The organism is Actinosynnema sp. NPDC050801 (genome assembly GCF_040673975.1).
In the GTDB taxonomy this organism is placed as follows: domain Bacteria; phylum Actinomycetota; class Actinomycetes; order Mycobacteriales; family Pseudonocardiaceae; genus Actinosynnema.
The window spans coordinates 114378-129150 of record NZ_JBFAQZ010000020.1; the positions used below are offsets into that span (position 1 = coordinate 114378).

At 70.7% G+C, this 14773-nt stretch carries 17 protein-coding genes; 9 read left to right on the forward strand and 8 right to left on the reverse strand.

What is annotated here, in order from left to right:
* Nucleotides 1-31: 31 nt before the first annotated feature.
* Entirely contained in the window at nucleotides 32-1186 is a 1155-nt protein-coding gene (locus tag AB0K14_RS32720; RefSeq protein WP_360452233.1) for an epoxide hydrolase family protein, read from the forward strand.
* Between the two features lie 351 nt (nucleotides 1187-1537).
* Complete coding sequence (locus AB0K14_RS32725) at nucleotides 1538-1978, forward strand: Imm1 family immunity protein (protein ID WP_360452231.1); 441 nt, start codon at nucleotides 1538-1540, stop codon at nucleotides 1976-1978.
* Here the strand turns inward: AB0K14_RS32725 and AB0K14_RS32730 are convergent.
* The gene (locus AB0K14_RS32730) at nucleotides 1975-2346 is read right to left on the reverse strand and encodes a hypothetical protein (protein ID WP_360452229.1); all 372 of its coding nucleotides are present in this window, start codon (nucleotides 2344-2346) and stop codon (nucleotides 1975-1977) included. The genes AB0K14_RS32725 and AB0K14_RS32730 overlap by 4 nt on opposite strands.
* 50 nt (nucleotides 2347-2396) lie before the next feature.
* On the opposite strand from AB0K14_RS32730, the gene AB0K14_RS32735 reads away from it, so the two are divergent.
* Nucleotides 2397-2621, forward strand: a complete 225-nt coding sequence (locus tag AB0K14_RS32735; RefSeq protein ID WP_360452227.1) for a GNAT family N-acetyltransferase — start codon at nucleotides 2397-2399, stop codon at nucleotides 2619-2621.
* Between the two features lie 81 nt (nucleotides 2622-2702).
* Here AB0K14_RS32735 and rfbD read toward each other — a convergent pair whose 3' ends face one another.
* Complete coding sequence (rfbD, locus tag AB0K14_RS32740) at nucleotides 2703-3593, reverse strand: dTDP-4-dehydrorhamnose reductase (protein ID WP_360452225.1); 891 nt, start codon at nucleotides 3591-3593, stop codon at nucleotides 2703-2705.
* Nucleotides 3593-4585, reverse strand: a complete 993-nt coding sequence (gene rfbB, locus AB0K14_RS32745; protein ID WP_360452223.1) for a dTDP-glucose 4,6-dehydratase — start codon at nucleotides 4583-4585, stop codon at nucleotides 3593-3595. Before rfbB ends, rfbD begins: the two co-directional genes overlap by 1 nt.
* 169 nt (nucleotides 4586-4754) lie before the next feature.
* Between rfbB and AB0K14_RS32750 the strand changes: the two genes are divergently transcribed.
* The 3 genes from AB0K14_RS32750 to AB0K14_RS32760 all read left to right on the forward strand — a co-directional run bounded on the left by AB0K14_RS32750 (nucleotide 4755) and on the right by AB0K14_RS32760 (nucleotide 8583).
* Nucleotides 4755-6284, forward strand: a complete 1530-nt coding sequence (locus AB0K14_RS32750) for an LCP family protein (RefSeq protein WP_360452221.1) — start codon at nucleotides 4755-4757, stop codon at nucleotides 6282-6284.
* Nucleotides 6285-6367: 83 nt separating this feature from the next.
* On the forward strand, nucleotides 6368-7585 hold the full coding sequence (locus AB0K14_RS32755) for an LCP family protein (RefSeq protein ID WP_360452219.1): 1218 nt from the start codon (nucleotides 6368-6370) through the stop codon (nucleotides 7583-7585).
* Between the two features lie 302 nt (nucleotides 7586-7887).
* On the forward strand, nucleotides 7888-8583 hold the full coding sequence (locus AB0K14_RS32760; protein ID WP_360452217.1) for a TIGR03089 family protein: 696 nt from the start codon (nucleotides 7888-7890) through the stop codon (nucleotides 8581-8583).
* A gap of 22 nt (nucleotides 8584-8605) precedes the next feature.
* Here the strand turns inward: AB0K14_RS32760 and AB0K14_RS32765 are convergent, their stop codons facing one another.
* On the reverse strand, nucleotides 8606-9013 hold the full coding sequence (locus AB0K14_RS32765) for a DoxX family protein (protein ID WP_360452215.1): 408 nt from the start codon (nucleotides 9011-9013) through the stop codon (nucleotides 8606-8608).
* A gap of 144 nt (nucleotides 9014-9157) precedes the next feature.
* Between AB0K14_RS32765 and AB0K14_RS32770 the strand changes: the two genes are divergently transcribed.
* The 3 genes from AB0K14_RS32770 (at nucleotide 9158) to AB0K14_RS32780 (ending at nucleotide 11150) form a co-directional block, all read left to right on the forward strand.
* On the forward strand, nucleotides 9158-9496 hold the full coding sequence (locus AB0K14_RS32770; RefSeq protein ID WP_360452213.1) for a metalloregulator ArsR/SmtB family transcription factor: 339 nt from the start codon (nucleotides 9158-9160) through the stop codon (nucleotides 9494-9496).
* Nucleotides 9486-9965: an SRPBCC family protein gene (locus AB0K14_RS32775; protein ID WP_360452211.1), complete on the forward strand. Its 480-nt coding sequence runs from the start codon at nucleotides 9486-9488 to the stop codon at nucleotides 9963-9965. The genes AB0K14_RS32770 and AB0K14_RS32775 overlap by 11 nt, the downstream gene beginning before the upstream one ends.
* Before the next feature lie 114 nt (nucleotides 9966-10079).
* On the forward strand, nucleotides 10080-11150 hold the full coding sequence (locus AB0K14_RS32780; RefSeq protein WP_360452209.1) for a VanZ family protein: 1071 nt from the start codon (nucleotides 10080-10082) through the stop codon (nucleotides 11148-11150).
* Between the two features lie 43 nt (nucleotides 11151-11193).
* Here the strand turns inward: AB0K14_RS32780 and AB0K14_RS32785 are convergent, their stop codons facing one another.
* The 4 genes from AB0K14_RS32785 to AB0K14_RS32800 form a co-directional block, all read right to left on the reverse strand.
* Nucleotides 11194-11523: a hypothetical protein gene (locus AB0K14_RS32785; protein WP_360452208.1), complete on the reverse strand. Its 330-nt coding sequence runs from the start codon at nucleotides 11521-11523 to the stop codon at nucleotides 11194-11196.
* Nucleotides 11524-11736: 213 nt separating this feature from the next.
* A complete protein-coding gene (locus AB0K14_RS32790) occupies nucleotides 11737-12900 on the reverse strand; it encodes an acyl-CoA dehydrogenase (protein WP_360452206.1) in 1164 nt (387 codons plus the stop codon).
* A gap of 52 nt (nucleotides 12901-12952) precedes the next feature.
* On the reverse strand, nucleotides 12953-13459 hold the full coding sequence (gene purE / locus AB0K14_RS32795) for a 5-(carboxyamino)imidazole ribonucleotide mutase (protein ID WP_360452204.1): 507 nt from the start codon (nucleotides 13457-13459) through the stop codon (nucleotides 12953-12955).
* On the reverse strand, nucleotides 13456-14643 hold the full coding sequence (locus AB0K14_RS32800; protein ID WP_360452202.1) for a 5-(carboxyamino)imidazole ribonucleotide synthase: 1188 nt from the start codon (nucleotides 14641-14643) through the stop codon (nucleotides 13456-13458). Before AB0K14_RS32800 ends, purE begins: the two co-directional genes overlap by 4 nt.
* Nucleotides 14644-14773 lie beyond the last annotated feature (130 nt).

The window sequence follows — 14773 nt, forward strand, 5'->3', positions numbered from 1 at the left end:
ACCTGACCTAGCAGGTTCCTAGGGTTGCCTCATGAGCGACAACGGCGCGATCCGACCCTTCACCATCGACATCCCCCAAGCCGACCTGGACGACCTGCGGGACCGGCTCGCCCGGACCCGGTGGACCGCGGACCTGCCCGGCGCCGACTGGAGCCGCGGGGTGCCGGCGAGCTACCTCAAGGGCCTGGCCGAGTACTGGCGCGACGGCTACGACTGGCGCGTCCACGAGCGGCGGCTGAACTCCTACCCGCAGTTCACCACCCAGATCGACGGGCAGCAGGTCCACTTCCTGCACGTGCGCTCACCCGAGCCGGACGCGCTGCCGCTGATCCTGACCCACGGCTGGCCGGGTTCGGTCGTGGAGTTCCTCGACGTCATCGGCCCGCTCACCGACCCGCGGGCGCACGGCGGCGACCCGGCGGACGCGTTCCACCTGGTGATCCCGTCGATCCCCGGCACCGGGTTCTCCGGCCCCACCGGCGAGGCCGGCTGGGACACCAACCGGGTCACCAGGGCGTTCGCCGAGCTGATGGACCGGCTCGGGTACGACCGCTACGGCGCGCAGGGCGGCGACACCGGCGCGGTCGTCTCGCCCGGCCTCGGCAGGCTCAACCCCGACAAGGTCGTCGGCGTGCACGCGAACGGGCTCTCCGCGTTCACCGCGATCCCCGCGGACGAGGTGGGCGAGCTGACCGACGCCGAACGGGCCCGGCTGGAGACCCTCGACTACCTGACCACCGAGCAGGCCGGGTACGTGGCGGTCCAGATCACCCGGCCGCAGACGTTGGCGCACGGGCTGCACGACTCACCGGTCGGTCAGCTGGCCTGGATCGTGGAGAAGTTCAAGGAGTGGACCGACCCGGCCGCCGAGCTGCCCGAGGACGCGGTGGACCGGGACCTGTTGCTCACCAACGTGATGCTGTACTGGCTGACCGGCACCGCCGGGTCCTCGGCCAACGGCTACTACGAGACGGCGCACGCCGGCGCGTGGAGCGCGAGCGAGCGGTCGCCGGTGCCGACCGGGGTCGCGGTGTTCCCCATGGACGTGTCGATCCGGCGCACGGTCGAGCTGGAGCACGCCGTCGTGCACTGGTCCGAGTTCGACCGCGGCGGCCACTTCGCCGCCATGGAGGCGCCGGACCTGCTCGTCGGCGACGTCCGCGAGTTCTTCGCCGGACTGCGCTGACACGCGCGATGACGTTGCGCGCCATGGGTTTCGGGTCGGGCCGCCCCCCTCTTCCGGGTCGGCCCGTGAGCACAGCCTAGGGATGGCCGGGCTGTCGGTCCTGGGGGTTCTTGAGCACGCTCCACGAGATCTGCCGTGAGCCGGTCACGGCACAAACGCGACGCAGGAACCGCTGCCGCTCGCCTTCGTGGCGAGGTGCGGTCGCTTCAGGGGATCGCCCGAGCGCGGACATGGCGGAAAGGTTCTCGCACCGGTCGAGCGCAAGACCAGTGCGATAAACCTACTCCACCCCAACGGCGCAACCGACCCCTCCGGTGGTCACTCAACGCGTCCACTGCGATGATCCCGGCCATGAGCTTCACGGCTGTGTGGCCGATCATCGCCGAGAACGACGCCGACTCCGCCGACGAGATGACCGTCGACGCGCCGGAGGACGTCGACACCCTCCTGAGCCGCCTGGCCGAGCCCGGCGCGGGCCCTGCCGTTATCGAGCACCAGGCCCGGGAGTTGATCACCGACACGGAAGGCCTGCTCGGCGCGCCGGGCACCACCGAGATCCCGGACCACGACGTGGCCGCCACCGTCCACCAGGGCTACGGCTACCTCACGTACGCCGACCCGGAGCACGACTACTCGACCTTGCAGGGCGACCCGGAGTCCCCCGAGTACCGCTCCGAGTACGTCGACTACCCGGCCGGCGCGGGCGTGCCGGTGGAGGTCCTGGCGACCGCGCTGAAGGAGTTCCTCACCACCGCCGAGCGCCCCGAGTCCGTCACCTGGCAGGCCGCCTAGCCTGTCGGCAGCGGGTGGGAGACCCAGACGTTCGGCTCGACGTACACGGCTACGTTCTGTGACGTCGACACGTGCACCGGGGCGAGCGCGCCGGGCACGAGCACCGGCCCGTCCCGGTCGAACGGCAACCCGGTCCACTCCCGCCACCGCGCGAGGGTCGCCTGGACCGTGGACGAGCACCACGCGATGCCCTCGACCCGTCCACCGGCCCGCACGTGGGTCCGAAGCCACCGGTCGGCCGGCAACCCGTCCGGTCGCGTGCGCGCGGCGTACTCGGCCATCGACACCTCGGGTTCGGCGGCCTTGTCCGGCGGCCTCAGGGGCACCAGGAGGGACGTCAACCGCGCCGCCACCACCGCCGAGCGCATCGCGCCCAACACCATCCCCGAGAGCCCTTGCCCGCGCGCACCAGATCGCGGTGCCACGCCCGTCGGCCGACGTGCACACGGTCGTTCTGGACGGGTATCGCGGCCGGGGCGTGGGCAAGGCGTTGCTCGCCGAGGTGGAACGAGCCGCCGCACGACGAGGCCTGTCCGTCCTCTACGCCGGCATCCTGACCCTCAACGAGGACGCCGCCCGCTTCTACACCTCCGCCGGCTACACCCAGCGCGGAACCATGCTGCGCAGGGAACTGCCGGCCTGACCTCCGCGAGGTCACGCCGTTCGTTCGCGCCTCATTCCCCGACCGACGCGACCTCGCCCGCCGTCTGCGGAGCAGCGGCAATCAGATAGAGATACGGGGCACTGCGGCGGCCAGGGCCTCCCGCCAGTGCCGCAGCGGCGTCAACCCCGCGTCCGCCCACGCCTTGCCCGACAGCACGGAGTAGGCCGGGCGCGGGGCGGGGCGGGGGAAGTCGGCGGTCGTGCAGGGGCGCACGCGCTCCGGGTCGAGGCCCCGTTCGGCGAAGATCGCGCGGGCGAATCCGCACCACGTGGTCTCGCCGCCGCCGGTCGCGTGCAGCACCCGCGCCGGCGTGCCGCCCGACGACACCAGGGCCGCCAGTTCCAGCAGGCCGTTCGCCAGGTCGAGCGACCACGTCGGCGAACCGACCTGGTCGTCCACAACGGACAGCGTGTCGTGCGTGCCCGCCAACCGCACCATGGTCTTCACGAAGTTGCCGCCGTGCTCGCCGTAGACCCAGGCGGTGCGCACGACCCACGCACGGTCCCAAGTGGACAGCACGCGCCGCTCGCCGTCGAGCTTCGTCCGCCCGTAGACCGACTTCGGCCCGGTGTCGTCGGTCGGCTCGTACGGCCGCGTGCCGTCACCGGGGAACACGTAGTCCGTCGAGACGTGCAGCAGCGGCACGTTGTGCTCGCGGCAGCTCGTGGCCAGGTTCCCCGGGCCGACCGCGTTGACCTCGAACGCCCGGTCGGCGTCGGTCTCGGCCGCGTCCACCGCCGTGTACGCGGCCGCGTTCACGACCACGGGCCGGAACCCGGCGTCACGCGCGGTCGCGGCGAACACGGCCACCGCGTCCGCCACCGCCGAGCCGTCGGTCAGGTCCAGCTCGGCCGACGACGGCGCGTGCACCAGCCCGTCGCCGGGCGCCGCGGCCGCGACGTCCCGCCCGAGCTGGCCGCGGCCGCCGGGCACCAGGAGTGCGAGCGCCATCAGCCGGCCAGGGCCGCGCGCTGCTTGAGCGGCTCCCACCACGACCGGTTGTCCCGGTACCACTGCACGGTAGCGGCCAGGCCGTCGGCGAAGTCGACCCGCGGCGCGTAACCCAGCTCGGTGGCGATCTTGGTGATGTCGACCGAGTAGCGCCGGTCGTGGCCCTTGCGGTCGGTCACCGGCTCGACGGAGGAGTCCCAGTCGCGCCCGGTGGCCTCCAGCAGGCGCTCGGTCAGCTCCCGGTTGGTGAGCTCCGTGCCGCCGCCGATGTTGTAGATCTCGCCGCCGCGGCCGCCCTCCAGCACGAGCTGGATGCCCCGGCAGTGGTCGTCCACGTGCAGCCAGTCGCGGACGTTGAGCCCGTCGCCGTACAGCGGCACCTTCTTGCCGTCCACCAGGTTGGTGACGAACAGCGGGATGACCTTCTCGGGGAACTGGTACGGACCGTAGTTGTTCGAGCACCGGGTGACGCACACCGGCAGCCCGTGGGTGCGGAAGAACGAACGGGCCAGCAGGTCCGACGACGCCTTGGACGCCGAGTACGGCGAGTTCGGCTCCAGGATGTGTTCTTCAGTCCAGGAGCCCTCGTCGATCGTGCCGTACACCTCGTCGGTGGAGACGTGCACGAACTTCGCCACACCGGCCTCCAGCGCTCCCTGGAGCAGCGTCTGGGTGCCCAGCACGTTGGTCAGCACGAAGTCGGCCGACCCGGAGATCGAACGGTCCACATGCGACTCGGCGGCGAAGTGCACCACCACGTCCGTTCGGCTCATCAGGTCGGCGACCAGCTCGCGGTCGCAGATGTCGCCCTGGACGAAGGTCAGCCGCTCGTCGTCCGCGACCGGCGCCAGGTTGGCCTGGTTGCCGGCGTAGGTGAGCTTGTCCAGCACCACCACCTCGGCGTCGGCGTAGGCCGGGTAGGCGCCCCCCACCATCTCCCGCACGTAGTGCGACCCGATGAACCCGGCTCCGCCCGTTACCAGTACCCGCATGCTCCATGCCCTCCTGATGGCCTTGCTCATCGCAGTCTGTCACGAGCACCTTCTGTGCAACCCACCTGGTTGTTACAGCGTCTCCCGTATAAGAGGAATGTGCGGCGCGATAGGTGGTCGCGCCACTAATCTCGACCAGGCACGCCTGAGCACACGGGGGAGGCAGGCAGTGGACTCCAGTCCGCCCGGATCGGCCGCTGGGTCGACCGCGTTCCGTGCTCTCGCGCTCACCGCGCGTTCACTGCTGGCGCTGCTGTCGGCGGCTGTGCTCGTCGTCACGTGGTACGGCTGGTACTACCTCAGCGACCTCGACGAGGACATCACCACCACCGACGTCATCGCCTCCTCGGTCACCCAGGACGCCGACGGGGTGGCCCGCAAGCCGCTCGACGGGGCGATCGACATCCTCCTGGTGGGTGTCGACAGCCGCACCGACGCGCAGGGCAACCCGCTGTCGGACGAGGTGTTGGCGCTGCTCAACGGCGGTGTGGCGGACGGCACGCTGAACACCGACACGATGATCCTGGTGCACATCCCCCAGGACGGCACGCGTGCGGTGGCCATCTCGTTCCCGCGCGACGCGTACGTGGAGATCGCGGACGGATTCGGCCAGCACAAGCTGAACTCGGCGCTGGCCAGGCAGAAGAACGAGACCGCGCAGAAGCTGCGCAACGAGGGCGTGACCAGCGAGGCCCGCATCGAGCTGGAGTCGACGCTGGCCGGCCGCAAGACGTTGATCAGGACGATCGAGGGGCTGACCGGCGGCTCGGTCACCGTCGACCGGTACGCCGAGGTCAACCTGGCCAGCTTCTACGAGGTCACGAAGGCGCTCGGCGGCGTCGAGGTGTGCCTGAACGAGCCCACCCGCGACCAGGACTCGGGCGCGGACTTCCCGGCGGGTCGGCAGACCGTCGAGGGCGCGAAGGCGCTGTCGTTCGTGCGGCAGCGCGGCGGGCTGCCCGGCGGCGACCTGGACCGGATCGTGCGGCAGCAGGTGTTCATCGGCGCGCTGGCCCGCAAGGTGCTGTCCACCGGCACGCTGACCGACTTCGACAAGCTCGAACAGCTCGTCACGGCGGTGAAGAAGTCGGTCGTGCTCAGCGAGGGCTGGAACATCACCGAGTTCGCCGAGCAGATGCAGGGCCTGGTGGGCGGCAACATCCAGTTCCGCACGATCCCGGTCGGCGAGCCGATGGACACGTGGGGTGACGGCAACGTGCTGCCGGTCGACCCGGCGCAGGTGCGGGACTTCATCAAGGGCCTGGCGACCGACAAGCGCACCTCGAACGCGCCCACCACCACGACCCCGCCCGGGCCGCCGAACTCGGCGATCACCGTGCACGTCTACAACTCGGCCGGGGTGAACCGGTTGGCCGCCAGCGTGCTGGAAATGTTGGTGGAGAAGGGGTTCCGCCGCGGCGAGGCGGACTCGGGGCCGTACGCGGACACGACGACGGTCCGGCACGCGCCGGGTGAGCGGTCGAGCGCCGAGAGGGTGATCTCGGCCATGGGCGGTAACGCCGAGGCCGTCGAGGACGACTCCGTGCCCAGGGGGCAGGTTCTGGTGTACGCCGGCGCCGACTACGCGCCGCCGGACCAGTCCGACCCGGCGTCGGTCGACGTCACCGGCACCCGGATCGCGCCCACGACCAGTTCCACCCCGCCGATCACCGCCGACGGTGTGGTCTGCGTCAACTGAACACCACCTCCTGGTGAACCCGGACGTCCGACCGGCCGCAGGTGGCTAGCCTGATCGGACACCCATTCGTAGGAGGAACGCCGGTGAAGGCTGCGGTGATCGCCGGACGCGTGCTCGTCGCGCTGCTGTCCGCGGCCGTGCTGGCGGCGGCCGGGTACGGCTGGTCGACGTTGCAGCGCGTGCAGGAGAGCGTGAACACGACGGACGTGCTGACCGCGTTGTCGGACGTGCCGAACGCGCCGCCCGCGAACGACGGCGCGACCGACATCCTGCTGGTCGGCAGCGACAGCCGCACCGACGCCCAAGGCGTGCCGCTGCCGGACCACGTGCTGCGGGAGCTGCGCACGGAGGCGACGGACACGCTCAACACGGACACGATCATCGTCATGCGGGTGCCGCGCGACGGCAGCAAGGCGCACGCCGTGTCGATCCCGCGCGACACGTACGTGACCATTCCCGACCACGGCCAGGAGAAGATCAACTCCGCGTACGGGGTGACCAAGTTCTTGACCATGGAGCGCTTGGCGGCCTCGGGCACGTCCGACCTGACGGAGCGCTCCAAGGCGGGCGACCAGGCCGGGCGGCGGGCGTTGGTGCAGGTGGTGCAGGAGTTGACCGGGGTGCGGGTCGACCACTACGCGGAGATCAACCTGTACGGGTTCTACCTGCTCACGGAGGTCATCGGGGGTGTGGACGTGTGCCTGAGGCAGGCCACGTCGGACCCGGACTCGGGTGCGAACTTCCGGGCGGGCGTGCAGTCGATCTCCGGTGGGGACGCGCTGGCGTTCGTGCGGCAGCGCAAGGGCATCCCGAACGGTGACCTGGGGCGGATCACGCGGCAGCAGGTGTTCATGTCGGCGGCGATGTCGAAGCTGCTGTCGGCGGGGACGCTCGCCGACCCGGCGCGGCTGTCGGGGCTGCTGGACGCGGTGAGCAAGTCGGTCGTGGTGGACGAGAACCTGGACCTGGCGACGTTCGCGGGTCAGGCGCGCGGGCTCGCGGGCGGGAACGTCGAGTTCGCGACCATCCCGGTGACCGGCGTCGGTGCCGTCAACGAGCGCGGCCAGAGCGTCGTGACCGTGGACCCCACCCAGGTCAAGGCCTTCGTCGCCCAACTCCTGGGCGCCAAGACCCCACCTCCCACCACCCCACCCACCACTCCCGCCTCCGCTCCCTCCACCTCTGCTCCCACCGACCTCTCCCCCACCAACCGCTTCGCCGCCGACCACCTCCTCACCCTCGACGGCCCTCGCCCGCACCCCCGCGCCGCCGCCCAACCGACCCCGCCCTGCATCGACTGACCACGCGAGTCCTACCTCCAGAACGCGCGAGTCCTACCTCCAGAACGCGCGTGTCCTACGTTCGGAACGCGCGTGTCCTACGTTCGGAACGCGCGTGTCCTACGTTCGCGTACCCCGAGTTGAACGCTCAGGACGAGGTCGACTGTTCTGAGTGTTGAACTCGGGGGTCCTGAACGTAGGACACGGTCGTTCTGAACGTAGGACACGCGGGACGCGAACGTAGGACACGCGCGGCGCGGAGGTAGGGCTCTCGCGGTCGGGGTGGGGGGCGAGGGAGGTGGGGGGCGTGGCAAGGTTGGACCATGACCGTCACGGATGCCCTGTTCGCGCCCTTGTTCGCGGCGAATCCCGGCCGGCCCCTGATCACGCACTACGACGACGCGGCGGGCACGCGGGTCGAGCTGTCGCGGGCCACCATCCGGAACTGGGCGGCCAAGACGGCGAACTGGCTGCGTGACGAGCACGACGTCGAGCCGGGCGACCCGGTGGCCGTGCTGCTGCCCGCGCACTGGCAGACGGCCGGTGTGCTGCTGGGCGCGTGGTGGTGCGGCGCGGCGGTGACGGACGACCCGGCGGGCGCGAAGGTGGCGGTCGTGGCGCCCGGCGGCGCAGCGCCCGGAGCCCTGGTGACGGCGGTGGCGTCGTTGCACCCCATGGGGTTGGGCAGCGGCGCTCCGGTGGACTACAACGACGACGTGCGCGTGTTCGGCGACGACTTCACGCCGTGGGAGCCGGTCCCCGGCAACACCCCGGCGCTGCTGCGCTCCACTGTGGACGAGGTGGTGGAGGAGGCGCACCAGCGGGCGGCGACGTTGGGCATCACGACGACGTCCCGCGTGCTGTCCACTGTGGAGTGGGGCATGCCGGACGGGCTGCTGAACGGTCTGCTGGCCGTGCTGGCGGGCGGCGGTTCGCTGGTGCAGTGCAGCAACGCCGCACCGGACCTGCTGGCCGCGCGCCGCGCCAGCGAGCAGACGACCCTGGACCTGGTCGGCTGAGCCCTGCGCCGGCCTCGCGGCCCTACGCCGGTTGCGCGACCTTGCGGCCCTTCGCCAGCCGGGCGACCGACAGCGACCCGCCGTTGAACCCGATCGCGAGCGCGGCCGCGCCCAGCACGAGCACGAACTCGTAGCCGCCCTGACCGAGCAGGCCGTTCGGCAGGTGCACCAGGACCAGCGCGCCGAGCATGTTCACGGCCAGCAGCACACCGACGACCGGCATCGCGACACCGAGGATCAGCAGCGCGCCGCCGGCGAGTTCGACGATCGCGGCGAACCAGGCGGACAGCGTCGGCAGCGGCACGCCCATGCCCGCGAAGGCGGTGGCGGTGCCGTCGAGACCCCACTCGGTGACCTTCTGCCAGCCGTGGGCGATGAAGACGACCCCCACGGCGATGCGGCCGATGAGCGCTGCCACGTCCTTGAGCATTGCGTTCCCCTTCGTGTCGACGGTCGAACCGCCCCGACGTTATATGAACTTTCAACCAGTTCCGGTACCCGCGGGTGGGGTTGACAGCGACTCGACAGGAGCGTAGAAAACCAATCAGTTAGATAACCAAGTGGTTAGGTAGACATGGCGGACGATCCCCTGAGCATCACCTTCGCGGCGTTGGCCGACCCGACGCGACGGGCCATCCTGGCGCGGCTGGCCGAGGGCGCGGCGACGGTGAAGGAACTCTCCGAGCCGTTCGCGATGAGCGGCCCGGCGGTCTCCAAGCACCTGCGGGTGCTGGAACGGGCGGGGCTCATCACCCGTGGCCGGGACGCCCAGTGGCGGCCCTGCACGCTCGACGCGACGCCGTTGCGCGAGGTCAGCGCGTGGGCCGACGACTTCCGCCGGTTCTGGGACGACAGCTACCGCCGTTTGGACACCTACCTCGAACGGATGAAGGAGCAGGACAATGTCGACTGAGACGACCGCGCGGTGGACCACACCGTCCGATGTGGAGGTTGCGGTCACCAGGACGTTCGACGCGCCGCAGGAGCTGGTGTTCGACGCGTTCACCAAGCCGGAGCACGTCGTGCACTGGATGCTCGGCCCCGACGGCTGGACCATGCCGGTGTGCGAGATCGACCTGAGGCCGGGCGGGCGCTGGCACATGGTGTGGCGGCGGGCCGACGGCAGCGAGATGGCGATGACCGGCGAGTACCAGGAGGTCACGCCGCACTCGCGGACCGTGCAGACCGAGTCGTGGGGTCCGGAGTGGGCGTCCACGGTCAACACGACCGAGTTCATCGCCGACGGTGACCGCACGACGGTCGTGCAGACGATGAGGTTCCCCTCCCGCGCCGACCGCGACCGTGCCCTCGAGACGGGCATGAAGGACGGTGCCGACACCAGCTACGAGCGGCTGGAGGCGTACCTGGCGACGGTGGGCTGACCGCGTCCGTTCGGCGACAAGTGCCTCGATCGGGTTTGGCGGTCACGCGATGGGGTTAGTGAGCGGATTGACCTACGTCGCGGGACCGTGGACCGCTGAACCGGATCGGTGGAGATGCTGAGTTCGTACCTGGAGTCGATTCGGACGGGCTTCGCGGCGTTCGTCGGCGTCGGCGTGCTCGTCCTGCTGCCGTTGATCGCGTTGCACTACTACCGGTTCGGGCGGGTGGAGCCGCGGCGGGCCCTGGTCCTGTACGGGCTGCTGGCGTACGGGTTGGTGGCGTTGGCGCTGATCTTCCTGCCGTTCCCGTCGTCCCTGGTGTGCGACGGCGAGGCGATGCTGTCCACCACGCCGTTCCAGTGGGTGACGGACATGCGCAACAACCTGACGGCCAACGGGCGTTCCGGGGTGGGGGCCGTGGTCACGTCGACCGTGTTCCTCCAGCAGGCGTTCAACGTCGCCCTGTTCGTGCCGCTGGGCGTGGTGCTGCGCAGGTCCTACGGCCGGGGGCCGCTCGCGGTGGTGGTGATCGGCCTCGGCATCTCGCTGGCGGTCGAGGTCGTGCAGTACACGGGCAACCTGGGCGCGTACCCGTGCCCGTACCGCATCGCCGACGTCGACGACCTGATCTCGAACACCGCCGGTTCGCTGCTGGGGTGGATGATCGCGCCGGTGGCGCTCGTGGTGCCGGCCGTGCCGCACCCGGACGCGTCCACCGCCTCGCCGGACACGGTGACCGTGCCGCGCAGGCTGCTGAGCCTGGCGGTGGACGTGACGGTCCTGATCGTGATCACCCACCTGGTGTTCGACGACAACCGCTGGTGGCTGGTCGCCCTGACCGCGGCCATCCGCGTGCTGCTGCCGTCCGTGACCGGCCGAACTCCGGGAGGGTGGCTGCTGCGCTACCGACTGGGCCGGGCGGACGGCGGGCGTGCCAACCCCGTGCGGATCGCCCTGCGTGAACTCCTGGGTGTCACGGGCCTGATCACCTACGCCGCCCTGGCACCGTCGAGCTGGTGGTTCGCCGTCGACATGGCCGTCCTGGCCCTGTTCGTCGTGGGCGCGTTCGCCGTCCCGGTCTTCCGCCGGGACCAGCGGGGCTGGCCGGACCTGGCCGCCGACACGCGTGCCATCCCGACGGCGAACCACCGCCACCCGACCGCGTTGTCCGGCGTTCCGAATTAGGAGGACCGGGAATTCCCCCAACGGGTCGGACCGATTCCTCGGATCAGAAGCACGTACCGGTGTAGGCCAACCCCGAAGCGAGCATGTAACCGTAGCCGAGGTGGTTGTTGTACTGGTCGTAGAGGTTCCCCAGGTACCAGACACCCGACGGGTTGGGGACGTTGAACTTGTCGCCGGTGATCGCGTAGGCGATGACCGCGCCGCCAGGGGCGTTGCGCAGCGTCGCGTTCCCGGTCACCACGTACTGCCGGGTGCACTGGACGCCCACGTCGCTGGTCGTGGCCTCGACCGGGGCGGCGGCCGCGACCCCGCCGGACACCGTGAGCCCGACGCCCACGGCGAGTGCCGCGACAGCGGTCCTGATCCTGTTCATGAGCCCTGCTTCCATTTCCGTATTGTCCGCGGGTCCGATCCGTCGAACCGGGACGCAACGCTAGGGGCAGGAAACACCGGAACACACTCGACCATCAGAGTAATGCGCCGCTACGAACCGTGATAATCCCACTGGAATGCGTGCGGATTTCCGTAGACACGCAAAAGGCGGCCTGTTCACGACGAACAGGCCGCCTCCGGGACGCGGTGCGGTCTAGCGGCCGAGCAGGGCGCGGGACATGACCACGCGCTGGATCTGGTTCGTGCCCTCGTAGATCTGGGTGATCTTGGCGTCACGCATCATGCGCTCCACCGGGAAGTCGCGGGTGTAGCCGGCGCCGCCGAACAGCTGCACGGCGTCCGTCGTCACCTCCATCGCCACGTCCGAGGCGAAGCACTTGGCCGCGGCGGTGATGAAGCCGATGTTCGGCTCGCCCCGCTCGGCCTTGGCGGCGGCCACGTAGACCATGTGGCGGGCCGCCTCGATCTTCATGGCCATGTCCGCCAGCATGAACTGGACGCCCTGGAACTCGGAGATCGACTTGCCGAACTGCTTGCGGTCCTTGACGTAGGCGACGGCGGCTTCCAGGGCGCCCTGGGCGATGCCGACGGCCTGCGCGCCGATGGTCGGACGCGTGTGGTCCAGCGTCCGCAGCGCGGTCTTCAGGCCGGTGCCCGGCTCGCCGATGATGCGGTCCGAGGGGATCGTGCAGTTCTCGAAGTGGATCTCACGGGTGGGCGAGCCCTTGATGCCGAGCTTGCGCTCCTTCGACCCCACGACGAAGCCCGGGTCGTCCTTGTGCACGACGAACGCCGAGATGCCCTGCGACTTCTTCGGCGCGTCCGGGTCGGTCACGGCCATGACCGTGTACCAGGTGGACTCACCGGCGTTGGTGATCCAGCACTTCGTGCCGTTCAACACCCAGTGGTCGCCGTCGAGCCGGGCCCTGGTGCGCATCGACGCGGTGTCCGAACCGGCCTCGCGCTCCGACAGCGCGTACGACGCCATCGCCTCGCCCGACGCGATGGACGGCAGCACCTGCTGCTTCAGCGACTCCGACGCGGACAGCAGGATCGGCATCGTGCCCAGCTTGTTCACGGCCGGGATCAGGGACGACGACGCGCACACGCGCGCCACCTCCTCGATCACGATGCACGTCGCCACCGAGTCCGCGCCCTGGCCGTCGTAGGCCTCGGGCACGTGCACGGCCGCGAAACCCGACTTGACCAGCGCGTGCAACGCCTCGACCGGGAAGCGCTCCTGCTCGTCCACGTCCGCAGCGTGCGGTGCGATCTCCTTGTCGGCCAGCGACCGGACCGCCTCGCGCAGCGCCTCGTGCTCCTCGGCGAGCTGGTAGGTACCGAAGCTCGGGTCCACGTTAAGTTACCTCCCGGTAGGGCGTTCTACCCGGATGTTAGCGCGCGTTCACTCACTTGTCCGCTGTGCCGTCCACGACACCCCGCAGCGCCGCGTCCTTCTCCAGCACGAGGTCCGCCAGCGACGCCTGGAACTCCCCCATCCGCTTCTGCAGCTCGGGGTCCGACGCCGCCAGCACGCGCACCGCCAGCAGACCCGCGTTGCGTGCGCCACCGACCGACACCGCCGCCACCGGCACGCCCGCCGGCATCTGCACGATCGACAGCAGCGAGTCCATCCCGTCCAGGTACTTCAGCGGCACCGGCACGCCGATCACCGGCAGCACGGTCGCCGACGCCACCATGCCCGGCAGGTGCGCCGCGCCACCGGCGCCCGCGATGATCACCCGCAGCCCCCGGGACGCGGCCGTCGAGGCGTAGTCCAGCATCCGCTGCGGGGTGCGGTGGGCCGAGTACACGCCGACCTCGTAGGTCACGTCGAACTCCGCCAGCGCCTCCGCCGCGGCCTTCATCACCGGCCAGTCCGAGTCACTGCCCATGATCACGCCGACCTGCGTCACTGCTGCCCTCCGTGGATGTCGTACCCGTCCAGCCACACACCGTCGGACAGCCAGTGGGCGGCGAGCCGAGCCCGCTGCCGCACCTCGTCCATCCGCTCACCGAGCAGCGTCACGTGACCGATCTTGCGTCCCGGCCGCTCCGCCTTGCCGTACAGGTGCACGTGCGCGTCGGGGAACCGGGCGAACAGGTGGTGCAACCGCTCGTCCGGCCCCATCTCGGGCGGCGACGAGGCGCCCAGGACGTTGGCCATCACGACGGCGGGCGCGGCCAGGTCCGTCGCGCCGAGCGGGTAGTCCAGCACGGCCCGCAGGTGCTGCTCGAACTGCGAGGTCCGGGCGCCTTCGATGGTCCAGTGGCCGGAGTTGTGCGGGCGCATGGCGAGCTCGTTGACGACCAGCCCGTCGGCGGTCTCGAACAGCTCCACCGCCAGCAGCCCGACCACGCCGAGCTCGGCGGCGATGTGCAGCGCCAGCTCCTGCGCCTGCTCGGCGGGCCCGTCCGGGGCGGGGGCCAGCACCTCGACGCAGATCCCGTCCTGCTGCACGGTCTGCACCAGCGGCCACGACGCGCCCTGGCCGAACGGCGAGCGCGCGACCAGCGCGGACAGCTCCCGGTGCATCGGCACGCACTGCTCGACCATCAACGGCGTGCCGGCCGCCAGCAGCTCGGGCACGACCCGCTGCGCGCTCTGCGGCGTGTTGAGCATCCACACGCCTCGACCGTCGTAGCCACCGCGCACGGCCTTCAGCACGCACGGCCACCCGTGCCGCGCGCCGAACCGGAGCACGTCGGCCGCCTCCAGCACGGCGGAGAACGGTGGCACGGGCGCGCCCATCTCGGCCAGCCGCACGCGCATGACCAGCTTGTCCTGCGCGTGCACCAGGGCGTCCGGCCCGGGGAACACCTTCACGCCCTCGGCGACCAGCGCGTGCAGGTGTTCCTGCGGGACGTGCTCGTGGTCGAACGTCACGACGTCGCACGACTTGGCGAACGCCCGCAACGCGTCGAGGTCGGTGTGCCTGCCCAGCTCCACCTCGCGGGCGACGAGGGCGGCGGGGTCGGAGTCCGACTCGGCGAGCACCCGCAGGGACTGGCCAAGCGGGATGGCGGCCTGGTGCGTCATGCGGGCGAGCTGGCCGCCGCCGATCATGCCGACGACGGGGAGGCGGGTTCGGGAGTCCACGGTTTCGTGATTCTACCTGCACAAACGTGATGGTCAGGACCGGGTCTCGACCGGCCGCGCGCGAAGTCCCGCGCGCTTCGGCGAAGCGCGCGGGACCCTCAGCAGGGCCGCCGCGGTGCGAAGGCGGCAG

Bases quoted from the DNA above. Each gene is read 5' to 3' on its own strand.
- AB0K14_RS32720 (WP_360452233.1), top strand. From the start codon at position 32: ATGAGCGACAACGGCGCGATCCGACCCTTCACCATCGACATCCCCCAA.
- AB0K14_RS32765 (WP_360452215.1), bottom strand. From the start codon at position 9,013: ATGCTCAAGGACGTGGCAGCGCTCATCGGCCGCATCGCCGTGGGGGTC.
- AB0K14_RS32770 (WP_360452213.1), top strand. From the start codon at position 9,158: ATGGCGGACGATCCCCTGAGCATCACCTTCGCGGCGTTGGCCGACCCG.
- AB0K14_RS32730 (WP_360452229.1), bottom strand. From the start codon at position 2,346: ATGCGCTCGGCGGTGGTGGCGGCGCGGTTGACGTCCCTCCTGGTGCCC.
- AB0K14_RS32725 (WP_360452231.1), top strand. From the start codon at position 1,538: ATGAGCTTCACGGCTGTGTGGCCGATCATCGCCGAGAACGACGCCGAC.
- AB0K14_RS32775 (WP_360452211.1), top strand. From the start codon at position 9,486: ATGTCGACTGAGACGACCGCGCGGTGGACCACACCGTCCGATGTGGAG.
- rfbD (WP_360452225.1), bottom strand. From the start codon at position 3,593: ATGGCGCTCGCACTCCTGGTGCCCGGCGGCCGCGGCCAGCTCGGGCGG.
- AB0K14_RS32785 (WP_360452208.1), bottom strand. From the start codon at position 11,523: ATGAACAGGATCAGGACCGCTGTCGCGGCACTCGCCGTGGGCGTCGGG.
- AB0K14_RS32780 (WP_360452209.1), top strand. From the start codon at position 10,080: ATGCTGAGTTCGTACCTGGAGTCGATTCGGACGGGCTTCGCGGCGTTC.
- AB0K14_RS32760 (WP_360452217.1), top strand. From the start codon at position 7,888: ATGACCGTCACGGATGCCCTGTTCGCGCCCTTGTTCGCGGCGAATCCC.
- rfbB (WP_360452223.1), bottom strand. From the start codon at position 4,585: ATGCGGGTACTGGTAACGGGCGGAGCCGGGTTCATCGGGTCGCACTAC.